The sequence below is a fragment of the Bacillus sp. 11B20 genome (assembly GCF_056098985.1).
On sequence record NZ_JBLZWZ010000008.1, the window covers coordinates 597,916 to 622,966 of the forward strand.

Here is a 25,051-nt window from a genome sequence, read left to right on the forward strand (position 1 = left end):
TTAAAAACGGGAGAGCCCATGGACTGGACCCTCCTGTTGATCAATCAATAAATTCGAATTCAAATTCAAGCAGACGAATGATGTCGCCATCTTTTGCACCGCGCTCACGCAACGCATCATCGACACCCATTCCGCGCAACTGTCTAGAGAATCGTTTAACGGATTCATCTCTTGAGAAGTCTGTCATCTTAAAGAGACGCTCAAGTGCTTTACCCGTTAAGACAAATGTGCCATCAGGATCTCTAGAGATCTCAAATGGTGCATCGCCCTCATCAAATCTGTACATCACGCGGTTATCCGACAGCTCCTCTTCATTATAGAGCGGGAATTCCGGTGTTGTTTCAAGCTGATTGGCGATTTCAAATAAGAGCTCACGAAGCCCTTCTCTTGTGATCGCACTAATCGGGAACACTTTATAGTCATCCGTTAATTTTTCTTTAAATGCCGCTAGATTGTCAGCTGCATCTGGCATGTCCATTTTGTTCGCAACAATGATTTGCGGACGCTCAGTCAATCTCATATTGTACTGCTCAAGCTCTTCATTAATCGTCACGTAGTCTTCGTATGGGTCACGCCCTTCAAGTCCAGACATATCAATGACATGGACAATGACACGTGTACGCTCAATATGACGTAAAAATTGATGACCTAAGCCAACGCCTTCGTGCGCTCCTTCGATCAGTCCTGGCAGATCCGCCATAACAAAGCTTCGGTTATCGTCTGTTTCAACAACCCCGAGGTTCGGTACAAGCGTTGTAAAATGATAATCCGCAATTTTTGGTTTCGCAGAAGAAACAATCGAGAGCAGCGTTGACTTCCCGACACTTGGGAAACCAACAAGTCCGACATCTGCAAGTACTTTTAATTCTAAGATGACGTCACGTTCTTTACCTGGCTCACCGTTTTCAGACAGCTGTGGTGCAGGGTTTGCTGGTGTTGCGAAGCGTGAATTTCCACGTCCGCCACGTCCGCCTTTGGCAATCACAGCCCGCTGCCCATGCTCTGTCAAGTCAGCTAGTACTTGTTCCGTCTCTGCATCTGTCACAACCGTACCCGGCGGAACTTTGACAATCATTTCTTCCGCATTTCGGCCATGCTGGTTTTTACTCATTCCATGCTCGCCGCGGTCAGCCTTGAAATGGCGCTTATAACGAAAGTCCATTAACGTTCTAAGTCCTTCGTCTACTTCAAATACAACATCTGCACCATTTCCGCCGTCGCCGCCTGCTGGGCCGCCCTTTGGTACATATTTTTCACGACGGAACGCCACCATACCGTTTCCGCCGTCACCGCCTTTAACATACACTTTAACCTGATCTACAAACATAACTTCCTCCGTTTCTCTGCATCACATATCTCGTTCTTGCCTCAAACAAAGCTCAATCATGGACTCATGAGGCGTCACATGAAATTGCGTTATACTCATACATGGATAGTTTGCGTCATGAAACGCATTTAACGCATCCAAACTTGTTAATTTTCCTTTGAAATCAAAATATAAGATCACATCATTTTCTTCATGATCTGTTTGGAACGTGACCGTTAAATGATTTTCAGTTTTTTGGCAAACTGATTGATCGAATATCGAAAACAACTCCTGTGATACCGTTAGCAGCTGCGATTCATATGCTGATAAGTCTCGGGTTTCACCAAGCACTTCATATTCTAAGGTGATAAAATGCGACTCCCAATTAAATGTTAGAAAGTAATAGGCCAATTGGGGAATTTTTAAATTTGAGAGTTTGGATTCATGCTGTGCTTCAATGACCATTTCTTCTATAATTTCAAACACGCGGTCATATTTTTCTAATGTCAAGTTGCCTTTGATCAGCTGTAATTTATTCATCCAGTCGTGTCTTGAACGACTGAGCAGATAGATCAATTCATTTGTTAATGCAACGTGAGTTAATTTTTCATTTTCTTTACTTGGTATCTCTTCCATTATCGCACTCCCAATCGTTTGGTCTCTCTTTTAGGAGTCTTATCATCAATATGTCTCCCTGAATTATAACAGAGAAGACAGCATAGAAAAACACTAGTTATGTGAGGAAAGGTTGTTTTTTCTGATCGTATAGGAGAAAATGAGGCAAAGTCAGCAAACGTTCTTTGATATTTATGGAGTGCATCTTCTTTTATCATCTTCGGTACTGCTTGTAAAAGTGAAAAAAACTCCAGTCAATGACCGGAGTTTTTAGCAATTATTGTGCCGCAGGATATACGCTCACTTTTTTACGGTCACGACCGAAACGTTCGAATTTAACCGTTCCGTCGATTTTAGCGAAAAGAGTGTCGTCGCCTCCGCGTCCAACGTTTTCACCTGGATAGATTTTCGTTCCACGTTGACGATAAAGGATAGAACCACCAGTTACGAATTGACCATCAGCACGTTTAGCGCCTAAACGTTTAGACTCAGAGTCACGTCCGTTCTTTGTAGAACCTACCCCTTTTTTAGATGCGAAAAATTGAAGATCTAATCTAAGCATGAAGTTCACCTCCTATTTTTTTGTTGATATTCTCACATAATCGTGATAATCTCGTTCGATTGTCTCTAAGGAAACGACCATGCCTTCTAAAAGCAGCTGGGCTTTTTCAAAGGATACTGGATCTGTATCAGCCGGCAGTTCAAAAGAGAAGTAGCCGCCTTCTTCACCAATATCAAGCAGTGGGTCCAATCCTGTCAGTGCAATAACTGAATTGACTGAGCCGAAAACAACAGCAGATACACCTGCACAAACGAGATCCTGACCTTTTTCAGCAAACTCGGCATGTCCAGTCATCTGAAAAGACGTAATGCTTTCATCTGCTGATGACCGAGTAATGGTTGCTTTGATCATATCACTCACACGCCTTAAGCGTTGATTTTTTCGATAACAACTTTAGTGTAAGGTTGACGATGACCTTGTTTCTTGTGGTTGTTTTTCTTCGGTTTGTACTTGAACACAGTAATTTTCTTACCGCGACCTTGTTTTTCAACTTTAGCCGTTACTGTTGCTCCAGCAACTGAAGGGTTACCCACTTTGACAGTGTCTCCGCCGACAAACAATACGTTTTCGAAAGTTACTGTTTCACCTGCTTCAGCAGCTAGTTTTTCAACATAAACAGTTTGACCTTCTTCAACTTTTACTTGTTTACCACCAGTTTCGATAATTGCGTACATCTCTGCACCTCCTAATAAACTCAGACTCGCCGAATACAGGGGGCCATAGGCACTTTACACCTGCTCCGCGCGGTTGTAGCACGGGTGCTACATATCCATAACATTAAAAAATATATCAAACTAGACGCAAAATGTCAATGTATTTTCACCATTAGTACGGTAAAAGAAGCTCTTCCATTGAGGAGGTCGTTCTGCGATCTGAAAAATACGCATGGAGCAGTTCATTTTCATCAAGCTGACTCATCTTCACGCCATCTCTTTCAATAATAATCGGATGCTTGCAGCCCCTTTGAAATCGTGCCATCACTTCGTACACTTTTTCCTCTGCACTTGCTCTCAGCGGAATCAGTTTTTCTACCTTTTGCTCTTTTTTACCGTAATACCGTTCTAGTAAAAAACGAACCCTGACGTAATGCCTCTGCCTGTGCTCCATCACGAGTGAATAAGCTAAAAAAGTGAGCAGCACCCAGCCATTGAATTGCAGCGGTGCAAACAAAAGTAATCCTGCTGTCAATAGACCGAAAAAGACAAGTGAGCCTTTTATGGCTAGAGCATGTGCACGTTGGAAAGGGTAAAAAATAGATAAGAGCAAAAAGAATAATTTTCCGCCATCAAGCGGCCAAATGGGCAAAAGATTGACAAGAAAAATCGCCATATTATAAAAGGTAAACATCGTAAAGACGTCATGCGAGATAAGAGAAGCCTCCATGAACAGCCACGCCATGAGCTGGAGCGGTACATGCTGAAGCGGCCCGCACAAAATGACCGCCAGCTCCTCTTTTAGCGGACGGTTTCCATGTTCCTCTACTTCAACCGTTCCGCCAAATGGCAGTAAAAAAATCCGCCGAATGCGCCAATGATAATAGCATGCAGCCGCTGCATGTCCAAGTTCATGGACACAGACGATCACAAGCAGGCAAAGCAGCGGCTTAATTTGACCTGACAGAATCGCAAACGCCATCACAATCCACAGCAGCGGATGGATGTGAATTTTCGTCAGCATGAGCAGCCATCTATTCAAAGGTCATCACCTGAATAGGATCGATAAATTGTTCATTTTGTTTAATGGCAAAGTAATACGTACCCTTCCCTTGATCATCAAGCGAAATCTGGCCAATTTTTTCACCTTTATCAACAAAATCGTATAAGGCCACATCGGCTTTCTTTAATTGACCGTACCAGCTATAGCTGTTATCTGCATGCTGCACCACAACGGTAAGCCCAGTGTCGCTTTTCTTTTTCACCTCGACCACATAGCCTTCCTTCATACTATCAATGGCTTCAGCGGATGTTTCAACTTTGACCCCTGCTCCATTTTGCGTAAAGGATTCCTGCACTTTACCAGAGGCAGGCACAGCTAGTTCTTGATTCGCTTGTACGTCCTTTTGGCCCTCTTTTTTCTCTGTTAAAAATGCCAGCGGATGTCCGACTGTTTTTTCAATCCAGCGGTTGGCAGCAGCAAATTGAAAATCTTGCTCAAAGGTCTGAGTAATCATCGGCTTCAGCTGCTGAAACGGACCTGCCTGACCTTTAAATGAAATGGCTGCAATCAACACAAGGGACGCTGATAATAAGCATTTAAGCACAAAAGTATTCGGGTTAAATAAGGGATGACGATATTTCTTTGGCTGATGAGACGCCGGTTCATAGGAGGTCGAGCCAGAATGCTTTTCTTCCTCTGTCAGCATAACCCATGGCGGGATATCTTCTTTTTTCTTGAAAGCCGTCTTCTTAGGAGGAGCAGCTGGCTGCATCGTTTTGCGGCGCTGCGCGATTTTCTTTCGGTACTCGTCCACTCTTTTCATGATATCACCCTTTACATACAAACAGTTTGTACATTTTATGTGACAACCTCATCTGATATGCAACAAAAAGACCGATTCTAAATCGAATCGGTCTCAGCGTGTAGACAAACCCTCGCATTCGTTGTCAGGTCTGCGCTCCAGTGCTCGTCCTTACTAGACTGTAAAGGTTTTCTATCACGATTATGCTCTTACACCAAAAAATGCTTTCAGCTTTGCAAACATTCCCTTGTTTTCTTCTTCAAAGGATTGAAGCGGAACAGATTCGCCTAGTACGCGACGGGCAATATTGCGATAGGCAATCGATACTTTGTTTTTAGCATCCATAACAATCGGTTCACCATTGTTTGAAGCCTTAATCACATCATCATCATCTGCTACGATGCCAAGTAGATCAATCGACAAGTGATGTACCACTTCATCTACATCCATTGAATCGCCATTTTTCGCCATGTGTGTACGAATACGGTTGACAATCAAACGAGGCGGTTCAATATCTTCTTGTTCTAACAAACCGATGATTCGGTCCGCATCTCTCACAGCTGAGATTTCAGGTGTCGTCACGACAATGGCCTTGTCTGCACCGGATACAGCATTTTTAAAGCCTTGCTCAATTCCAGCAGGGCAGTCAATGACAACATAATCAAAGTCTTGTTTCAATGATTGAATTAATTCCTTGATCTGTTCCGGCTCCACAGCCGTTTTATCACTTGTTTGAGCAGCAGGTAAAAGATACAAAAGATCCTCGAAACGCTTATCCTTTACAAGCGCTTGGTGAATTTTGCATCTTCCTTCTACTACATCAACTAGATCATAAATAATGCGGTTTTCAAGCCCCATCACGACATCCAGATTCCGAAGGCCGATGTCCGTATCAACTAGACACACTTTTTTTCCTTGAATTGCTAGTGCTGTGCCTAAGTTTGCAGATGTTGTTGTTTTGCCAACGCCGCCTTTTCCTGAGGTAATCACAATAGCCTCGCCCAATTTCACATTCCTCCCTCAAGCCTTGTCAGATTAGGTCTTATATGAGCCAATTGCTGCAGGCGTTCAATGATCATATTGCCATCTATATCTAAATAAGCACATTCCATTTCATTTCCATCTTCTTTTTGGTCTGGTGCACGGTTAAAAACTTGTGCGATGCGAAGCTGTGTTGGAATCATATGAGATGCCGCAATAACAGCCTGTTTGTTGCCATTACATCCAGCATGCGCCACACCTTTTAATGCGCCAAGCACAAAAATATTTCCTCCTGCGCGAATCGTTCCGCCAGGATTGACATCTCCTATTAATAAAAGATCTCCTTCGACATACAGCACCTGTCCAGAGCGTACAATTTTTGCTACAGAAGTAATTTCAGCCTCTGCTTTTAATCGTCTCGCCTCTTCAGTTGACATGACGTCACTTTCAATGGAGTGGATCACGAGATGTTCATTTTCAGACACCGCTTCAGTCAAACGCGTCTCCTGATCCTCCGTTAAATAACGAAAACCAAGCTTAATATGCACATTGACCTTATGTCCTTCTCTTCCATCTGTATATTGCTCAAGTAAAAGAACCTCTCGCAAGCCAGAAAGAAGATCATCAAACGAACAGTCATCATTTAACTGTAATGTTAATCCGTTTTTTGTACCTTTTATCGTCACATATTGCTGTTTTTGAGTTTTCAAGATGCTCACCTCAACAACATACTCATTTCGCCTTAATTGGACAAACTCCTGCTTTTATTCGTCGATCAGTCCTTGTTTCACATTGATGAAAAAGAGCCTAAGCGGCACAACAAGTATGAGAGACGCAGCAGTATTTAAAAGAATCGTAGGAATAAAGCGTTCGATGACATACGTATTAAACGGCATAATCCCTGGTTGAATTGTCGCTTGAACGCCGTATACATAAAACTCCATGACGGAAACAGCAATAATCGACAGAAAGACGACGACTAACATATTCGTTTGCAGAACTTTAAAGGCTTTTGCTAGCAAATAGCAAAGCGCCCCAAAGCCAAACATATGAACACCAAGTATGCCTGTATATGAAATATCATATAAAAGTCCAAAGATAAATCCGTAAATCACACCATATTTTTGATTCACAAAAGCAGTCATAAATACAAGTGCAAGTAAAATGAAATGAGGAGCTAAAATTTGATTCTCTGAAACAAATGGGAGCTTCACTAAATCGACAAAAATGCTGTCAAATACGAAGATAAACAACATGACGAAAGCAAGAAGGACACGTTTCACGAGCCTTCCTCCTTCGTCAATTCAGATGCATCTGCTGTACTTGTGCTGCGATTCACCACAATCACACGGTCTAAATTGTTGAGTTCAGCCGCTGGTTCTACGTAAATGATCTTTGTCAGGCCGTAATGGTCTGGCTCGATTTCACTCACCTTACCAATCGTCAAGCCTTGTGGGAATACGCCCCCTGCTCCAGATGTTTCAACAAGATCTCCTTTTTTGACATCCCCATCTGCATCGGATTTTAGAATATTCATAGTCAGCATTTTTTTCTTGCTGTCATAACCGTTAATGATTCCATTGAGTTCTTCTTTGCCCTTTTTCGCAAAAATTTTCGTTGAAATTCTATTATTTTGGTCAGTTGAGCTTAGCAACCTTACAGTTGAAGTAAAATTGTTGAGCTTATCACTTTCAATCTTCCCAATTAATGCGCCACTCTCATTTGTGACCGCCATATCTTTGTCAACGCCTTGTTTTTTCCCTTTATCAATCATCACAAAGCTATCCCAAAGAGATGGGTTTCTTGCGATAACAGTTGATAGAATTGGCGTGTAATCACGAACAGAGTTCACATACCCGAGCTGTTTGCGAAGCTTTTTGTTCTCATCTTCTAGTTCTTGAAGTTTCGCCTCATATTGGGTTTGTCCATCAAGTTTTTTTCGAAGACGCTCGTTTTCATCATATGTGTTCTTTAAATCTTGTACGTTCCCATAAATACCGGCAATAAATTGTGATGGTTTATGAAAGACACCTTGAAAAAAGCCTGTCGTATCCCCCACTAATTTTTCCGGCCATGAAGCACCTCTGCCGCTTTTCACTGAAAAACCAATCATGGCCACCAGTACGATGACACAGACAAGGAGCAACATTAATCTTTTATTCATAAAAAACTGCGGCATGTCTTACACCTCTTTAATTACGCCCGATTATCGATTATCTTTTGATTTTCCTTTGAACAAATGAATATGTTCTAGTGCTTTCCCTGTTCCGATCGCCACACAGTCAAGCGGATCTTCAGCAATAATGACTGGCATTTTCGTTTCATCGCTAATGACTTTGTCAAGATTACGTAGTAATGCACCGCCTCCTGTTAAAACAATTCCGCGGTCCATAATATCTGCTGCCAGCTCAGGTGGGGTTTTTTCAAGAGTCATTTTTACTGCATCGACAATTGTTTCCACCGTATCGCGAAGCGCTTTTGCAATCTCTTCTGCCGTAATAGAGATTGTTTTTGGCAGACCTGTTAAAAGGTCACGTCCGCGAATGTCCATCTCATCATGTACATCAGGCTGCGCAGAACCGATTTCCATTTTAATCGCTTCTGACGTACGATCACCAATCATCAGGTTATACGTTTTACGGATGTAGCTGCTGATCGCATCATCCATTTCATCACCTGCAACACGGATTGATTGTGATGTCACAATGCCGCCAAGAGAAATAATCGCTACTTCTGTTGTACCGCCGCCAATATCCACAACCATACTTCCTGTTGGCTCCCATACAGGCAGGTTAGCACCGATTGCCGCAGCAAATGGTTCTTCAATCGGGTATGCGTCACGTGCACCAGCTTGTCTTGTTGCATCAATAACTGCACGCTCTTCTACAGCTGTAATGCCAGATGGCACACATACCATGACGTAAGGTTTACGAGCAAAAAGCCCTTTGCCTTTTAATGCTTGATTAATGTAATATTTCATCATTGTTGCTGTCGTCTCGTAATCTGCAATGACTCCGTCTTTCATTGGGCGTAGTGCCACAACATTACCAGGTGTACGGCCAATCATATTTCTAGCATCATTTCCGACCGCCACTATAGACTTCGTATCAGTTTCCAAAGCTACGACCGAAGGTTCTCTCACAACAATGCCTTTTCCTTTAATAAAAACAAGCGTATTCGCTGTTCCAAGATCTATTCCAAGGTCTTTTGTACCAATTCCAAACATATGTATGTATCTTCCTTTCTTAAACCAAAATTCCCTTAGGGAAAAACTCATAAACTCTATTATATCGTAAAACATTGAAAAAAAAAGTGTTACAAATACCCTTTTTCCTTCAAACTCACAAATTTTTGATCACCTATGACAAGATGATCAAGCAGCTGTATTCCAATCAGCTTTCCACATTCAAATAGTCTCTGTGTGACTTCAATATCTTCCCTGCTGGGCGTCGGATCTCCAGATGGATGGTTGTGCACACAAATAAATGAAGCAGCGGACCGTTTAAAGGCCTCTTTGAAAATTTCACGCGGGTGAACGATGGATGAGTTCAGACTTCCAATAAACACGGTATGTTTATGAAGAACTTGATTTTTTGTGTTGAGATAAAGACAAACGAAATTTTCCTGTTGTAAAAACCTCATATCTTCCATCACAAAGTTTGCCCCATCCTCTGGTGTGCGGATTACATAGCGGTTGTCCGTCGTTTGATGGTGTAATCTAGTGCCGAGTTCTAAAGCAGCTAAAAGAGAGACCGCCTTCGCCTTTCCAACTCCTCGAATCTTCGACATTTCTTCAATTGAGGCTTCTCTTATAGTGCGAAGACCGCCAAATGTTTGCAGAAGTCTTGCGGAAATTTGAAGAACTGATTCCTTTTTTGTGCCTGTCCTTAAAAGAATCGCAACAAGTTCATGGTTTGACAGACTGCCGGGACCATATTTGATCAATCGTTCTCTCGGCTTTTCATCTTGAGGAAAATGCTTTAGCAACATAGGGAAATCGTTCATGATGCCCACTCCTTTTAGATTCCTTCCTGTCATCAAAAAGGGGTGATTCCAAATGTTTCGAGCACTCTAACTGTTTTGGCAATAGGGAGACCTACAACGGAAAAATAATCACCATCTATTTTTTGAACAAACAGTGCGCCTTTTCCTTGAATGCCATAGCTTCCCGCTTTATCAAGCGGTTCTCCCGTTTCGATATAGCGGTCTATTTCATTTTGCGTAAGTGCCCAAAACGTCACTTCTGTCTGTTCATAAAATGTTTCTTTTCTATTCTCTGACTGAATCGTGACACCCGTCAAGACTTGATGTGTCTTTCCTGACAATAATTGAAGCATTGAGGCCGCTTCTTCCTTGTCTTTTGGTTTCCCAAGACATTTGCCGTCAATTGCAACAATCGTATCTGCACCAATAATCACAGCTTCGGGATATAATCTTTGAATATCACTTGCTTTTTGTTCTGCCAACCATTGGACGTTCTCTGCAGGAGAAAAGTTTCGATTTATTTCTTCTTTTAATTGACTTGCTTGAATGTCATAAGAAAACCCTGCTAGATCAAGCAATTCTTTTCTTCTAGGGGATTGAGATGCGAGAATCAATCGGTTCATGTTTGTTCATCCTTTCAGGGTTTAGCCTAAGAAGTAAGATACCCATTCATCCTATCAAATGTACATCTTACCGACAATTTACGAAAATTCATTTTTCATGTTCCTTCATCATTATGTTGGATGAAAAAGAAAAAAACTAGTCATTTTTTGACTAGTTTGGTTTCTTAAAATATGATTTTACGTATTTAATTGATCAAGCAGTGCCTGCTGAGATTTCCACGCGTTTTCAGCAGTAGGTTCATTTAACAGTTGTACCGCTTTCAGCAAACTGCTTTTAGCTGGTGCGTCCGTTGTTTTGGCACTTTCAAGCTCAGAGATCAGCTGCGTAACGTCCTTTTGATCTACATCATCTCCTGCAATGACCTTAGAGGATAATAGAGATGCCTTTTCTATTAAACTAGTCAGCTCATCCGGTACTTGAAATGAGAGCTCCTTGCCTCCCCATGCCTCAAAGTGCTGATCAATCAGCTTCTTCCCAACAGCACTTGTCATACCCTGTTCTGTCGCCAGCCCAGCAATGACATAATAGCCATCATCCATTGAGATCTTTTTTCCCGCATACCCTGCTTCTTTTAAACTGCCAACTAATTCATCTGCTCCTTTTTCAGAGGAAAACTTTCCAGCCTGTACGACATAGGTTGAAAAATGGCCAGAGGCGCTTTTTTCATTTTTATTCTCTTTTGATCCATCAGCAGTATCTGTTGGCGGCGCATCACCGCCTGCTTTCATCGATGATTGATTTCCGGACGCTGAAACGCTGATATCTCCTCCTGATGGATTCTGAGTACCATCTTGGCTTAAGCTAAGTGCAAACACACCAAGGCCTGTCCCAAGAACCACTGCAAACACAATCGTTGTCATCACTCTCTTAAACGGGCCGCGGTTTTTACCGAACTTCTGATCAAAGGAGCCTTTTTTCTTTTGATAAGGTGTGACGACCTTTGGATCAGAATGATAAATATGATCAGCTGCATCATCCCACTGGAAGTCTTCTTCTTTCGGTTTAGCCGGTTCTTCCTCAGATGCAGCTGTCTCCTGTTCTGACTGCCTTTTTTCCTCCCAATTCGAAAACGTCACTTGATCATCCTCTTGCTGTTTTGGCGGCTGGTGGTCATCTTCATGAAGCATTTCTTCTTTGCCATTAATATTGACTTTTAACCCTTGTTTTTTTGCCTGCCTTTTTTTCACTGTCATTCCCCGCTTTCTGACATTGTTTGTAAGAAAGACCTTTTTGTCCAATGAATCAGCGCGAATGTACCCGTCCTTCTTTCTGTTTCACACTTTAACATAGCGGAAAAAAAAAAGAACAAGACTTTTGTCGGCAGGGAAAAAAAGTGTTCGCCAATTTTTTCAACCGGTCGACCCTGCGAATGGGAGCATGACATGAGCTCCATAGAGATACAGCCAAAAAGAAAAAGAGATCGCAGGAACAAAGGGAAATGGTTCATCTAATCGAAAAGAAAAAACCTTCGCATAGGCGATTCCAGCGATACACGAGAGGAAAAGAATGAGAAGGAATGGCTTGAAGCCAAAGCAAAACGCAAGAACACCGAACAGCTTCATATCAGCTCCGCCTATGCTATTTGGCTTGAAACGTTCTAAACTATAAAACATGAGAAAGCAAAAAAGAAGCGAAGACGCTCCTTCCCACCAAATTAGAAGAGGTTCAAGCGTGCGGTATATGACGAAAAGAGGGAAAAAGAAGAGAAACAGCTCGTTTGGCACCCTCATATAAAGGAGATCACTCACGACAGCAATCACAAATAAACTACAAAGAATCACAAGAAAAAGACCTTCAAACGAAATACCAGCGATTCTATACATGAGCAAAAAAAGACTGCCTGACAGCAGCTCAACCAGTGGATATAACAAAGACAGCCGAGTGCCGCAATGCTTACAAGTTCCCCTCAATAACGCATACGAAACGAGCGGGATCATCTCGTGCAGGGAAAGCGGCTGTTTACAGACTGTGCAGTGAGAACGAGGAAGAAGAATAGATCGCTTAAGCGGCAGCCTTTCACCAACTAGATGAAAGAACGACCCCATGGTGACGCCTGCAAGAAACACAAAAATGCCTATCATATATCGTGACCCCTTCCGAGAATAAGATAGACCGGATTTTATCACGATCGTATTCATTGAGCACATAGCGAAAATATGATTTTACTTTCCATCTGTATATCAAAAGAAAAAAACACAAATGGCATTGAAGCCATTTGCGTTTTTGTGTTACCTGATCATACGATTTCGTATATCTGAAATAAAATAAAGAGAGCCTGTCACAATGATCACCGCTGAAGGATCATCACTTTTTTTCTGAATGAACTCAAGCACTGTACGAGGGTCATCATCATACGATTTTGCGTCTAACTGACTGCATACATAAAGCTTTTCAGCTGATTCGGCTCTTGGAAAATCAAATGAAACAAAATGGATAGAAGAACTGACAGCTTCAAGCTTTTGAATCATTTGCTTGTACGGCTTATCTTTTAAAGCACTAAAACATATATGCACCTGTTTACTAGAAAAATGAGCTTGTACACTTTCAATTAAACGGTCGATCCCTTCTTCATTATGAGCGCCGTCTAAATACACTGGAGGATGATCTTTGACTTTTTCAAATCTCCCAGCCCAAGCTGCCTGCCGAATGCCCTCATATATTTGCTCTTCTGTCACACTAATATAGCCTTCTTGCTCCAGCCATTCAATGAGTAAAACAGCAAGGGAAGCATTTTGCCTTTGATGCGTTCCGATTAATCCTGTTTCAAGCTGCGGATACTGCTTTTTTGATGTGCGTAACGTGAAACGTTCACCTGTTTCTGTCGGCTGCTGCTCATCAAAGCTACAAGTATCATGTAATGAAATACATTCAGCATTCTTTTCTTTTGCTGTGTTTTGAATGACAGCAAGAGCTTCAGGCTGGTGAACTGCCGTGATCATTGGAATACCCTCTTTGATAATACCCGCTTTTTCAGCTGCAATTTGTTCAAGTGTGTCACCTAAAATGGCCATATGATCATGACCAATCGACGTAATCGCTGTTAAAATAGGAACAGCAATATTTGTAGAATCAAGTCTTCCCCCAAGCCCTGTTTCCAAGAGGACAAAGTCTACTTGGTGCACATGAGCAAAATAAGCAAATGCACATGCTGTAATGATTTCAAATTCTGTAGTTGCGCCAAGCTCTGTTTGATCTAATTCGTCAACAAAAGGCTTGATTTCATTCACCAAACTCAACCATTCTTCATCTTCTATAGGCACTCCATTCACGCTGATTCTTTCATTGAACGTTAGTATAAACGGAGAGGTGAAAGTTCCGACCGAATAGCCGGCTGCCTGCAAAACAGAACGCGTAAACGCAATGGTTGATCCTTTACCATTTGTACCTGCAACATGTACTGCTTTTATGCTTTGTTCCGGATTTCCTAGTCTGTTCATCAGCCATTTCATTCTTTCAAGACCCGGTTTTACACCAAAGGCCAGTCTGCTGTGAATCCAATCAATGGCTTCATGATAGGTTGTAAACAATGTCATCTCTCATTTCATACGAAATTTTCAAAAAAGACGACTCCATTTCATTAGGAGCCGTCTTTTCAACCTTATGCTTTCAGCTCTTCAATACGCTTTTGAACAGCCTCGCGTTTTGCGACATAATCACGTTCTTTCGCACGCTCTTCTTCTACGACACTTTCAGGCGCTTTTTTCATAAAGCCTTCGTTGCCAAGCTTTTTCTGTACTCGTTCCACTTCTTTTGTCAGCTTATCAAGCTCTTTTTGCAGACGAGCAATTTCTTCATCTAAGTTGATTAAGCCCTCAAGCGGCAGAATGAGTTCTGCTCCAGAAATAACAGCCGTCATCGCTTTATCACTTGCTGGGATATCCGTGCCAATTTCAAGAACACTTGGGTTCGTGAAGCGCTCAATATATGAACGGTTTTTCTCTAAGCGTTCCTGCACATCAGATGTAGAGGCTTTAATGTAAAGTTCAACTTGTTTGCTCATTGGCGTGTTCACTTCACTGCGAATGTTACGAACAGAGCGAATGAGTTCCACAAGCAGCTTCATATCAGCAGAAGCTTGTTCGTTGGAAAGCTCCGGCTTCACTTCAGGCCATGCCGCAACAGTAATGGACTCACCTTCATGCGGTAGATGCTGCCAGATTTCTTCTGTTAAGAACGGCATAAACGGATGTAAAAGTCTCATCGTTTGATCTAATACATACGCAAGGATCGAACGAGTCGTTTTCTTCGCTGCTTCGTCTTCTCCATAAAGCGGAAGTTTCGCCATTTCAATGTACCAATCACAGAAATCATCCCAAATGAAGTTGTATAAATGTCTGCCCACTTCACCGAATTCATACTTGTCAGCAAGCTGTGTGACACTTTCAATTGTTTCATTTAAGCGTGTTAAAATCCATTGGTCAGCAACTGATTTTTCTCCTGTTAAATCAAGCTCATCATACGTTAAACCATCCATATTCATTAAAGCAAAACGGGATGCGTTCCAAATTTTGTTCGCAAAGTTCCAAGTGGATTCAACCTTTTCAAAACTAAAACGAAGATCCTGACCTGGTGAGCTTCCAGTCGCTAAGAAATATCTTAATGAATCCGCACCGTACTTGTCGATGACCTCCATTGGATCAATTCCGTTGCCGAGCGACTTACTCATTTTACGCCCTTGTTCGTCGCGGATAAGCCCATGAATGAGGACATCTTTAAACGGTTTTTCTCCTGTGAATTCAAGACCTTGGAAGATCATGCGGGATACCCAGAAGAAAATAATGTCATAGCCAGTTACAAGCAGATTGGTTGGATAGTAGCGCTTGAAGTCTTCACTGTCTGCATCCGGCCAGCCCATTGTAGAAAACGGCCAAAGCGCTGAACTGAACCATGTATCAAGTACATCGTTATCCTGTTCCCAGTTCTCAATATCTTCTGGAGCTTCAAGTCCAACGTATACTTCTTTCGTTTCTTTATGATACCAAGCCGGAATACGGTGTCCCCACCATAGCTGACGAGAAATACACCAGTCACGGATATTTTCCATCCAATGTAAATATGTCTTTTCAAATCGGTCTGGAACAAATTGAACTTGGTCGTCACCTTTTTGCAGATGAATGGCTTCGTCTGCCAGCGGCTGCATTTTCACAAACCATTGTGTTGATAAATACGGTTCAACGACAGCTCCACTTCGCTCACTATGACCAACTGAATGCATGTGGTCCTCAATTTTGAACAAAATGCCTTCTTCTTGTAAATCCTTCACAAGCTGTTTGCGGCATTCAAAACGGTCCATTCCTTTATATTGCAGGGCATTCGCATTCATTGTGCCATCTTCATTCATGACAAGAATACGCTCTAGCCCGTGGCGGTTTCCAAGCTCAAAGTCATTCGGGTCATGAGCAGGTGTAATTTTCACAGCACCTGAACCAAACTCCATATCAACATAGTCATCACCGACGATTGGAATCTCACGGCCTGTAATTGGTAAAACCACTGTTTTTCCAATTAGATGCTGATAGCGCTCGTCATCAGGGTGTACGGCTACGGCTGTATCTCCCAGCATTGTTTCAGGTCTTGTTGTCGCAATTTCAATTGAACCCGTGCCATCTGAAAGCGGATATCTCAAGTGATAAAACGCACCTTGAACATCCTTATAAATCACTTCAATATCAGAAAGTGCCGTTTTCGTTGCTGGATCCCAGTTAATGATGTACTCTCCGCGATAAATAAGCCCTTTTTCGTACAATTGAACAAACACTTGGCGAACGGCTTTATTCAGACCTTCATCTAAAGTAAAACGTTCACGGGAGTAATCGAGACCAAGACCCATTTTCGCCCACTGGCTGCGAATAAAATCTGCATATTCTTCTTTCCACTTCCACGTTTCTTCCACAAATTTCTCTCGGCCAAGGTCATACCGGCTTACGCCTTCTTCGCGAAGCTTTGCCTCGACTTTTGCTTGAGTCGCAATACCGGCATGGTCCATACCTGGAAGCCAAAGAACGTCATAGCCCTGCATCCGTTTCATACGTGTCACGATGTCTTGGAGTGTAGAGTCCCATGCATGCCCAAGGTGCAGTTTTCCTGTCACGTTTGGTGGAGGAATGACGACTGTATATGGATCTTTCGTTTTGTCATTTTGTGCTTCGAAGAATTTCCCTTCAAGCCAGTACGTATAGCGGTCTTTTTCAATCGCATTAGGATCGTACTTTGTTGGCATTTCTTGATTATTTGTTCCCATTTGTGTAACCTCCACATTTTTTCTGCTGATGAAACATAAAAAAAGCCTTTCCATCCTTATAAAAGGACGAAAAAGCTTTTTCGCGGTACCACCTTTTTTCACGAGACACATACACGTGTCCCATACACTCTAAAGGATAACGGGGTTCTCCCGAATTTCTCTACTTGTTCATTCAAGAAATTAAGCTCACAGGCGACCTTCCAAACAAGTACATCCTAGGAAACCTCTCAGCTCTTGGCTTCCCTCTCTTTAGGGTCTTGCTCGTACTCTTCCTGATCCACGCTTACGATATATCACGTTCATCAGCACATACTCATCTTTTATTAATATTACTAAATGCCTTTTGTTTTCGTCAATCATCTTTTCCGCTTTTCTTCTTCTTTATACAAATTGGGCAGGCACCCTTCGCCCTTTTGCCCATATGATAATAACAAAATGAAGAAGGAGGGCGTTTGATTTGAAGAAGATCAATCCTTACACACTCCCCCCCTGGCTGAGACAAATTCGGGCAGTTGCCTCCCAAGTCGTTCTCCCGATTGCTATATTTCAAGGATTTCGTACGATCATTTTCCCTACAACATTTGACGTCCTCATTCTAGGTATTCTTATTTTTCTCGCCTGTGCCTTTCATCTTGATTGGTTTTAAAAACTCATGCTTATGTACCTGCCCATATAAAGCCAACGCAGCATAACCTCGTCATTCCGCTGATGACGAGGCACTTTGTTCTTCTTCAAGCCGTCTAGCCTGCTCAATCTCATGAATCTTCATGACGGTCGGCTCAGAATTTTTCATCTGCCAATACGCTCTTAACAGCTGCTGACAGCTTTCCATTTCATCCTGCTCGCCTGCTTCATAGGCTTTTACTGTATCAAACAGCCCTTGCGGATAAGCAAGGTAGCTTAGGAACAAATGCAGTTCTTCCTCCCGAAGAGGGTTTCCTTTTTGATACGTATAAAACAAAGAAGTGCATTCAGGACAAGACGTGGGATAGGTTTTGAATGTTCGAAAGTAATAGGTCAGAAGATCATAGATGGGGGCGGCTTTTTTAGACCGCTCGAAATTGGTGAAATGTCCTGTTCCTACATCATTATACAAAAAATGATGGATCGATAGCTGTCCATGATTTAGCACAACACGCGTTGTCTCTTTGTCTTTCATTTCTTCATGCCAATCTTCTAAACGCTCAAGCGCAAATTCGCTGGCAGACATCGCCTCTGAAAAATACATAGCAGCGGCCAGCTCAAATGGCGACATATACCACGTTTGTTCTGCCCGCTCTATGAATCGTTCATACATGTCTTTCTCTGTTTCCCATTTGGTCTTGATTTGGGTGTAATGCGCTTCTATCTCTTGCTCTGTGATATCCATCATGACTTCAGTCCGCTTATGAAGTCTTGCAATCTCTTGAAATAAATATTCGTGCTTATCGTCCTGCTCTTCTCTCTTTTCATTCGTCAGCCACGGCATCAGATAGTATGCATACTGGCTTTCCCGATGACTTGAGAAAAAGGAACCGCTCTTCGTCCGATAAATCGGAACAAAGGAGCGATAGCCCTTTGATTCTAGTTCAAGCATTTGTTCTGTAAATTGCATATGCCGGCTGGCTTTTACTTGCTTCAGGGCAAATACACCCTGCTTTGTATATACCTTGATGACAACAGGACTGACAGGTTCAATATATTCAGCCTCAAGTCCGTATTCGTATAAGACAGATTGGATTTCATCCACGTTCACTCACCACATTTTCTCGGTCAGTCATCGCTTGCTATGCGTTGCTTTTTTGATATTCAGGAATATAAAGAATCTGCCCTTCCTCAAGCTCCGCATCAATCGATAATGAGTTTGTGCGAAGAAGCTGCTGCACATTCAATTGATATCTCTCACAAATACGATCGACCGTATCTTCTTGCTGAACTATACATATTTTCATGCGAGAAAAATCTTCCTCCTCCTGCTTAGCGAACAGCTTTGTTAAATAAAGAGAGTTCTCACTGCCAGACGTTTCTCTCACGTCTTCTTCAAGCTCCTCTTCTTCTTGAGCTGACTCATATATTTTAGGTGCTTCCCGTTCATATAACCGCCCGAGCTGATATTCGTCATCATGCTCCTCTTGCTCAGATTCCACTTGATAAGCAGGTGCTTCAAATGCCGGATACGACTGTACCGTTTCTTCCTGCTCTTCTGCAGCTTCCGGATCTTTTCTCACTTCCACTTCAAAGAATGTATCCTCCCGCTCCTCTTCTTCTAAAAGCTTAGGCGGTTCAAAAAATGGCGGTTCCTGCACGTGAGCTTCAGGGATGGATCGATAGCCAAGCGCCACAGCTTCTTCTTGGTTATTCGGCTGTTCCGCCTCTTCTTGTTCTTCTGGTTCTTCCGGTTCTTCGGACACTTCCTCTACTTCCCTGTTCACCAGTTCTATCTCAATTTCTTCTTCCTCTTCTTCTTGATCTTCCTGCTCCTCTTGCTCGGCGCGCGTGTCATGTTGGAATACAGGCTGCTTCTCATCATCCTCATGTTCTTCGCCTTGCAGCTCTTTTTGTTCTTCTTGTTCCGGCTGCAACTGATAATCGTAAGCCATATCGCCATAATCCTCTTCAGGACGATGGACAAATTCATACGGCTCCTCTACAGGCGCTTGAGGCGTTTCCTCGTCTAACAAGCCCTCAATGGCTAAATCAGCCTGAATGGTAAGCAAACGATTCTCTGTCAGCTGGTAATCAAACGCATCAATAAACACAAACACATCATTTAAATGACTAATTTTGTTCTTCGGAATGGTGATATCGACTGGAAATTGATGCAGAAGCTCCGCCGTTCCGTCTTCTCTTACCTTTACCTCATCTGCTTCCCTGTATGTTGGAAAGGAACTCAATTCACCCAATAGCTCCTCTTGATTTATGTTGTATTCTCCTGTTAGCTCGAGTGAACCTCTAATGGAAACATAATCATTCACTTCTTGAACGAGAATGTCAGGGTCGAGAGAAATTGACAGCAGCTCACTGACTTCCTGTCCGCTTTTGAAATAAATGGATTCTTCTACCGAAAACTGTAATCGATTATTTTGAGACAAGTCGGTGTCCTCCTTTCATCTAATCCTTAAAAAATAAAATTAGATGTCAATACAGTTGTATGTGGGAGGAAGTGAAAATATGATTGGTTTTCTCCAACGCAAAAAGCCGATATGTCTCCATATCGGCTCAGCGTGTAGACAAACCCTCGCATTCGTTGTCAGTCCTGCGCTCCGGTGCTCACGAATGTCAAATTCGCTCCGCTCCGCTGCTCGTCTTTCCTAGACTGCAAAGGTTTTCTATCACGCTGAAAAAAGACAAAGGGCTAAAATCAAGATCATTTTAGCCTTTGTCAACAATCTAAAGCCGATATGTCTCCATATCGGCTTTTGTTTTATCGACGTAGTTTTTGAAAAACCTTTTCCACTGTCTCAATTGTATATTCGATGTCTTCATCTGTATGAGCTGTTGACAGGAATAGTCCTTCAAATTGAGATGGCGGGAGGAAAATGCCGTGATCGGCCATTTCCTTGTAAAATTCAGCAAATAAAGCGAGATCAGCTGTTTTCGCTTTGTCATAATTGATCACTTCTTCATTTGTAAAGAAGAATCCGATCATGGAACCTGCACGGTTAAACGTTAATGGAATTCCGTATGCTTTTGCTGCTTTCGAAATACCTTCTTCTAAACGGTCACCTTTTCGTTTAAACTCTTCATAAGACTCAGGTGTCAGCTGTTTTAGAGTTTCTAAGCCTGCTGTCATCGCAAGAGGGTTACCAGATAACGTTCCTGCTTGATAAATTGGACCACTTGGCGCAATTTGTCTCATAATATCCGCTCTTCCGCCATAAGCACCGACCGGAAGACCGCCTCCAATGACTTTACCAAGACACGTCAGATCAGGTGTGATGCCAAAATAACCTTGCGCGCAGTGATAATCCACACGGAAGCCTGTCATGACCTCATCAAAAATGAGTAATGATCCATATTGTTCCGTAATGTCTCTCAGCCCTTGCAAGAAACCTTCTTGCGGAGGGACAACCCCCATATTTCCTGCGACCGGCTCTACAATGACACCAGCGATATCGTCGCCAAATTCTTGAAAAGCAACTTGAATGCTTTCTAAATCATTGTACGGCACTGTGATCGTGTTGCTTGCAGTCCCTTCAGGAACACCAGGACTATCCGGGAGTCCAAGCGTTGCCACTCCAGAACCTGCTTTAATGAGCAAAGAATCACCGTGGCCATGATAGCAACCTTCAAATTTCACAATTTTATTTCTGCCTGTAAAACCGCGAGCTAGACGAAGTGCACTCATCGTCGCCTCTGTACCAGAGCTGACCATGCGAATAACTTCGATGGAAGGGACCCGCTCTGATACAAGTTTAGCTAATTCATTTTCAACTAACGTAGAAGCACCGAAGCTTGTCCCATTTTCCGCTACTCGCTGAATGCTTTCAACGACACGATCATTCGTATGTCCTAAAATCAGCGGTCCCCAGGATAAGACATAATCGATGTATTCATTTCCATCAATATCATAGATCTTGGCACCTTTGCCTCGTTCCATAAAAATCGGGTCTGTGTTGACTGATTTAAATGCACGTACAGGGCTGTTGACACCACCAGGCATTAAATGCTGTGCTTCTTCAAATGCTTGTTTTGATTTTTCATAGCTACGTCCCATTTCAATGTCCTCCTGTCTATCCGTTCTTTATTCCGAGAGCCATTTTGCTGCATCTTTTGCATGATACGTAATGATGAGTTCTGCTCCTGCACGTTTCATGCTTGTCAGCATTTCTAGAACAAGCTCTTTTTCAGAAATCCAGCCGTTTTGAGCAGCCGCTTTCACCATTGCATACTCTCCGCTCACATTGTAAGCAACAACAGGGAGTGTAAATTCATTTTTCACATCACGCATAATGTCTAAGTAAGAAAGAGATGGTTTGACAATCAAGAAGTCAGCTCCCTCTTCTACATCAGATTGCGCTTCTCTTAGAGCCTCTAAACGGTTTGCAGGGTCCATTTGATATGTTTTACGATCTCCAAACTGCGGTGTACTATGTGCCGCATCACGGAACGGACCGTAAAAAGCACTTGCATATTTCACGGCATAAGACATGACTGGTACATGAATAAAGCCTGCTTCATCCAGTGCCTCACGAATGGCGACAACAAATCCGTCCATCATATTTGAAGGCGCGATGATATCTGCACCTGCACGCGCTTGGCTGACAGCCGTTTTCGCTAGTAGCTGAAGAGATTCATCATTTAAAATTTCTCCATCTTCAACAATTCCGCAATGTCCGTGATCTGTATATTGGCATAAGCAAGTGTCTGCAATGACCACGAGCTCTGGGAAATGCTTTTTGATCTCAAGCGTTGCTCTTTGAACAATGCCATGATCGTGATACGCCTCACTGCCTACATGATCTTTATGATCTGGCACACCAAATACAATGATCGATTTGATGCCGAGATCAACAAGCTCTTGGACTTCTTCTTTCACAAGATCTACAGAAATATGATACACACCTGGCATTGAAGAGACTTCTTTTCGGACATTTTCTCCCTCTACAAAAAAGATCGGATAAATGAAATCAGATGGTCTTAAAAAGGTTTCTCTGACTAATTCTCTCATTCCTGCGCTTGTCCGCAATCTGCGGTGTCTGTTAAATTTCATCAATGGTTCAACTTCCTTTCAGATAAACGGCACATCAAATCAAGCATTCCGTCTATCGTATAAGTATATGGGGTTTCAGAAGAAATCCCGTATTGAAGCAGTGCCTCTTTTGTCAGAGGACCGATCGTCACAAAACAGGTGTCAGATGCAGCAAGCTTCGCTGCATCTGCTTCCATTACATGCATAAAAGAATGAACAGTGGATGAGCTCGTAAATGTAATAAAATCAAATGATTGCTTCGTCATTGCCGATTTAAGAGCAGCAATTCCTTCCTCATCCTTGACTGTTTCATATAAAATCCATTCTTTTACCTCAATCCCGAGCGCAACAAGGGTCTCTTTCACCACATCTCGTGATAGATGCCCTTTTGCTACAAACACACGATCTCCTGGGCGTACATGGTCAAGTAATGCATCCGCCAGCTCTTCCGCTATAAATCGTTCTGGCACAACATCCACCTTCAAGCCGTGCTGCTCAAGATAGGCAGAGGTTTTCTCTCCTACAGCAGCTACTTTTAAATGGGATAAGCTCTTATGGAAATGATGGTCTTTTATGTAGTTCAGAAAAAAAGACGCACCATTCACACTCGTGAAAACAAGCCATTGGCTATTTTCTAAGTCCTTTAAAAAGTCCTGCGCTTTTTCTTTTGTGAGCGTAGGCTCAAACCGAATAAGAGAGGTTAAAACCGCATGGCCGTTCAGCGCTTCAATCTTTTGCTGAAACACGCCCGCTTGACGTTCATTTCGAGTGACAAGCACCGTCTGTCCGTGAAGCGATTTGCCTATGCTCATTGAGACAGACCCTTTTTCACCTTGTCGATCAAATCCTTTGCTCCCTTATCGGCCATCTGCTTCGCACACGCTGTTCCAATTGCTTCAGGGTCAGTGCCTGTGACGGTTTCTCGAATAATTGTGTGCCCATCAGCAGATGCAACAAGACCTGTTAGTTCAATTTCATTATGCTCATTCATCGTTGCATAGCCGGCGATCGGCACCTGACAGCTTCCATCCATTTGTTTGAGGAAGGCTCTTTCTGCGAGGACCGTTTTCTTCGTATATTCATTCGTAAATTGGGCGAGAAGCTGCAACAGCTCTTCATCATCCCCGCGGCACTCAATCGATAGCGCGCCTTGTCCAACGGCTGGAAGGCACGTCTCAGGAGATAAAAATTCCGACACAACCTCTTTGCTCCATCCCATTCTAGACAATCCGGCAGCCGCTAGAATAATGGCATCATACTCTTCATTTTTCAGTTTTTCCAATCTCGTATCAATGTTTCCTCGAATCCATTTAATCTCAAGATCTGGTCTTTCCTGAAGAAGCTGTGCGCTGCGCCGTAAGCTGCTCGTTCCCACAATTGCACCCTTAGGCAGTTCGCTGAGACTCAGATGATCCTTCGAAATAAGGGCATCCCGCACATCTTCACGCTCAGGAATACAGCCAATCACTAAACCTTCCGGAAGAGCAGCCGGCATATCCTTCATGCTGTGCACCGCCATATCAATATCATGATTCAGCATCGCCTGCTCAATCTCTTTAACAAACAGTCCTTTTCCGCCAACCTTAGATAAGGTCACATCTAAAATTTGATCACCCTTTGTCACAATTTCTTTTATTTCAAAAGAATAAGAAGGGTTTAGTTCAGACAGCTTTTGAATGACCCATTTTGTTTGTGTAATTGCCAGCTTACTTCGTCTAGAACCTACTTTAATTGTACGCAATACGTCTTCCTCCCGACAATGCCTTTAAGACTCATCATTATTGAAACCAATGAAAGGTTGATAAGCTACCAAGCAGAAAATAATTGATCATCAGCACAAGGAATGAAGCGACATTCCAAAATGCCACGATTTTGCCCTGCATATTTCTCACCAATCTGATATATAAGTAAAAGCCATATAAAAACAGCATAATAAACGAACCAAGCACCTTTGCATCTGTCCAGTACAACGTATCATACGAGATATATGCCCAAATGATGCCAAGAATTAAACTAAGCAAAAGCATTGGCACACCAATAATGTTTAATACGTATGCCATATGATCCAGCTTTGATAAGTCTTCAATTCTCAAAAGCCATTTTCCCCATTTTTTCTTTTTCAGCAAACGATATTGAAAGAGATAAAGCAGTGAAAATGCAAATGAAAGTGAAAAGGCACCGTAGGATAAAATCGCCATCGTAATATGAATCACGAGCAGTTCACTCGTCAGCTTCCCCGTTAGTTCTGCTGAATGGAGGTCAGATGGTGTAAAGGTATGAATCGCCATCATGGAAAAACCGATCACATTTGTAAAAAACACAATAAATTCAACGCGCAATATTTTTGTGAGCACAAGAGAAAGTGTCACAAGCACCCACGTATAAAAATATAACCCCTCTGCTACATTCAACACAGGGAATCGGTCTGTTTCCATCATAATATAGAACATGTAGACTGTTTGCAGCAGCCAGACAATAGAAAGCAACCAGAAAGCCATTTTTCCAGCCTTCCGGTTGTGTTGAAGAAAATCTATGAAATAGAACAAGACACTTAGTGCATAGATTAAGATCGTTGCTTCATTGAGTCTCGCTACAATGGATTCCATCAT

At 42.5% G+C, this 25,051-nt stretch carries 26 protein-coding genes and 2 other annotated features; of the genes, 1 reads left to right on the forward strand and 25 read right to left on the reverse strand.

Annotated features, from left to right (window positions below):
* Positions 1–40 precede the first annotated feature (40 nt).
* The 18 genes from obgE to ACN6NB_RS12550 form a co-directional block, all read right to left on the reverse strand.
* The gene (gene obgE / locus ACN6NB_RS12465; RefSeq protein ID WP_039180364.1) at positions 41–1,327 is read right to left on the reverse strand and encodes a GTPase ObgE; all 1,287 of its coding nucleotides are present in this window, start codon (positions 1,325–1,327) and stop codon (positions 41–43) included.
* Positions 1,328–1,348: 21 nt separating this feature from the next.
* Positions 1,349–1,942, reverse strand: a complete 594-nt coding sequence (locus tag ACN6NB_RS12470; RefSeq protein WP_024423157.1) for a sporulation initiation phosphotransferase B — start codon at positions 1,940–1,942, stop codon at positions 1,349–1,351.
* A 256-nt stretch (positions 1,943–2,198) separates the two neighbouring features.
* Positions 2,199–2,483 (reverse strand): 50S ribosomal protein L27, encoded by a 285-nt coding sequence (gene rpmA / locus ACN6NB_RS12475; RefSeq protein WP_003216586.1) that lies wholly within the window; start codon positions 2,481–2,483, stop codon positions 2,199–2,201.
* A gap of 12 nt (positions 2,484–2,495) precedes the next feature.
* Positions 2,496–2,834: a ribosomal-processing cysteine protease Prp gene (locus ACN6NB_RS12480; protein ID WP_099663499.1), complete on the reverse strand. Its 339-nt coding sequence runs from the start codon at positions 2,832–2,834 to the stop codon at positions 2,496–2,498.
* A 14-nt stretch (positions 2,835–2,848) separates the two neighbouring features.
* Complete coding sequence (gene rplU / locus ACN6NB_RS12485; protein WP_003216781.1) at positions 2,849–3,157, reverse strand: 50S ribosomal protein L21; 309 nt, start codon at positions 3,155–3,157, stop codon at positions 2,849–2,851.
* A 12-nt stretch (positions 3,158–3,169) separates the two neighbouring features.
* Positions 3,170–3,242 (reverse strand) — a sequence feature (ribosomal protein L21 leader region).
* Between the two features lie 66 nt (positions 3,243–3,308).
* Positions 3,309–4,178: a M50 family metallopeptidase gene (locus tag ACN6NB_RS12490; RefSeq protein WP_047203338.1), complete on the reverse strand. Its 870-nt coding sequence runs from the start codon at positions 4,176–4,178 to the stop codon at positions 3,309–3,311.
* A complete protein-coding gene (locus tag ACN6NB_RS12495) occupies positions 4,171–4,962 on the reverse strand; it encodes a M23 family metallopeptidase (RefSeq protein WP_041086457.1) in 792 nt (263 codons plus the stop codon). Before ACN6NB_RS12495 ends, ACN6NB_RS12490 begins: the two co-directional genes overlap by 8 nt.
* Before the next feature lie 180 nt (positions 4,963–5,142).
* Positions 5,143–5,946, reverse strand: a complete 804-nt coding sequence (gene minD, locus ACN6NB_RS12500) for a septum site-determining protein MinD (RefSeq protein WP_017358134.1) — start codon at positions 5,944–5,946, stop codon at positions 5,143–5,145.
* Between the two features lie 2 nt (positions 5,947–5,948).
* Positions 5,949–6,632 (reverse strand): septum site-determining protein MinC, encoded by a 684-nt coding sequence (gene minC / locus ACN6NB_RS12505; protein ID WP_039180377.1) that lies wholly within the window; start codon positions 6,630–6,632, stop codon positions 5,949–5,951.
* 54 nt (positions 6,633–6,686) lie between these two features.
* Positions 6,687–7,205, reverse strand: a complete 519-nt coding sequence (gene mreD / locus ACN6NB_RS12510) for a rod shape-determining protein MreD (RefSeq protein WP_039180381.1) — start codon at positions 7,203–7,205, stop codon at positions 6,687–6,689.
* Entirely contained in the window at positions 7,202–8,101 is a 900-nt protein-coding gene (gene mreC, locus ACN6NB_RS12515; protein WP_039180383.1) for a rod shape-determining protein MreC, read from the reverse strand. The genes mreD and mreC overlap by 4 nt, the downstream gene beginning before the upstream one ends.
* A 27-nt stretch (positions 8,102–8,128) precedes the next feature.
* A complete protein-coding gene (locus tag ACN6NB_RS12520) occupies positions 8,129–9,148 on the reverse strand; it encodes a rod shape-determining protein (RefSeq protein ID WP_007501538.1) in 1,020 nt (339 codons plus the stop codon).
* A gap of 89 nt (positions 9,149–9,237) precedes the next feature.
* Positions 9,238–9,912 carry a RadC family protein gene (radC, locus tag ACN6NB_RS12525; RefSeq protein ID WP_029706175.1) on the reverse strand — a complete coding sequence of 225 codons (675 nt, stop codon included), beginning with the start codon at positions 9,910–9,912 and terminating at the stop codon, positions 9,238–9,240.
* Positions 9,913–9,959: 47 nt separating this feature from the next.
* On the reverse strand, positions 9,960–10,529 hold the full coding sequence (locus tag ACN6NB_RS12530; RefSeq protein ID WP_039180386.1) for a Maf family protein: 570 nt from the start codon (positions 10,527–10,529) through the stop codon (positions 9,960–9,962).
* 177 nt (positions 10,530–10,706) lie between these two features.
* Positions 10,707–11,723 carry an SPOR domain-containing protein gene (locus tag ACN6NB_RS12535; RefSeq protein WP_144490378.1) on the reverse strand — a complete coding sequence of 339 codons (1,017 nt, stop codon included), beginning with the start codon at positions 11,721–11,723 and terminating at the stop codon, positions 10,707–10,709.
* A gap of 156 nt (positions 11,724–11,879) precedes the next feature.
* Entirely contained in the window at positions 11,880–12,611 is a 732-nt protein-coding gene (locus ACN6NB_RS12540; RefSeq protein WP_144491362.1) for a prepilin peptidase, read from the reverse strand.
* Positions 12,612–12,758: 147 nt separating this feature from the next.
* Entirely contained in the window at positions 12,759–14,063 is a 1,305-nt protein-coding gene (locus ACN6NB_RS12545) for a bifunctional folylpolyglutamate synthase/dihydrofolate synthase (protein WP_474253373.1), read from the reverse strand.
* A gap of 65 nt (positions 14,064–14,128) precedes the next feature.
* Positions 14,129–16,771: a valine--tRNA ligase gene (locus tag ACN6NB_RS12550; RefSeq protein WP_041086475.1), complete on the reverse strand. Its 2,643-nt coding sequence runs from the start codon at positions 16,769–16,771 to the stop codon at positions 14,129–14,131.
* 59 nt (positions 16,772–16,830) lie between these two features.
* Positions 16,831–17,060, reverse strand: a binding site (T-box leader).
* Between the two features lie 168 nt (positions 17,061–17,228).
* Here ACN6NB_RS12550 and ACN6NB_RS12555 point away from each other — a divergent pair.
* A complete protein-coding gene (locus ACN6NB_RS12555) occupies positions 17,229–17,417 on the forward strand; it encodes a hypothetical protein (RefSeq protein WP_003216497.1) in 189 nt (62 codons plus the stop codon).
* 51 nt (positions 17,418–17,468) lie between these two features.
* Here ACN6NB_RS12555 and ysxE read toward each other — a convergent pair whose 3' ends face one another.
* From ysxE to ACN6NB_RS12590, 7 genes are all read right to left on the reverse strand, one after another.
* Positions 17,469–18,500, reverse strand: a complete 1,032-nt coding sequence (gene ysxE, locus ACN6NB_RS12560; protein ID WP_144491360.1) for a spore coat protein YsxE — start codon at positions 18,498–18,500, stop codon at positions 17,469–17,471.
* A 37-nt stretch (positions 18,501–18,537) separates the two neighbouring features.
* A complete protein-coding gene (locus tag ACN6NB_RS12565) occupies positions 18,538–19,842 on the reverse strand; it encodes a LysM peptidoglycan-binding domain-containing protein (RefSeq protein ID WP_474253374.1) in 1,305 nt (434 codons plus the stop codon).
* 332 nt (positions 19,843–20,174) lie between these two features.
* Positions 20,175–21,467, reverse strand: coding sequence for a glutamate-1-semialdehyde 2,1-aminomutase (gene hemL, locus ACN6NB_RS12570; protein ID WP_039180405.1), 1,293 nt, complete (start codon positions 21,465–21,467; stop codon positions 20,175–20,177).
* Between the two features lie 27 nt (positions 21,468–21,494).
* Positions 21,495–22,463, reverse strand: coding sequence for a porphobilinogen synthase (gene hemB, locus ACN6NB_RS12575; protein ID WP_029706177.1), 969 nt, complete (start codon positions 22,461–22,463; stop codon positions 21,495–21,497).
* Entirely contained in the window at positions 22,463–23,254 is a 792-nt protein-coding gene (locus ACN6NB_RS12580) for a uroporphyrinogen-III synthase (RefSeq protein ID WP_144491358.1), read from the reverse strand. The genes hemB and ACN6NB_RS12580 overlap by 1 nt, the downstream gene beginning before the upstream one ends.
* A complete protein-coding gene (gene hemC, locus ACN6NB_RS12585) occupies positions 23,251–24,183 on the reverse strand; it encodes a hydroxymethylbilane synthase (RefSeq protein ID WP_144491357.1) in 933 nt (310 codons plus the stop codon). Before hemC ends, ACN6NB_RS12580 begins: the two co-directional genes overlap by 4 nt.
* Positions 24,184–24,220: 37 nt before the next feature.
* Positions 24,221–25,051 carry a cytochrome c biogenesis protein gene (locus ACN6NB_RS12590; RefSeq protein WP_039180413.1) on the reverse strand — a complete coding sequence of 277 codons (831 nt, stop codon included), beginning with the start codon at positions 25,049–25,051 and terminating at the stop codon, positions 24,221–24,223.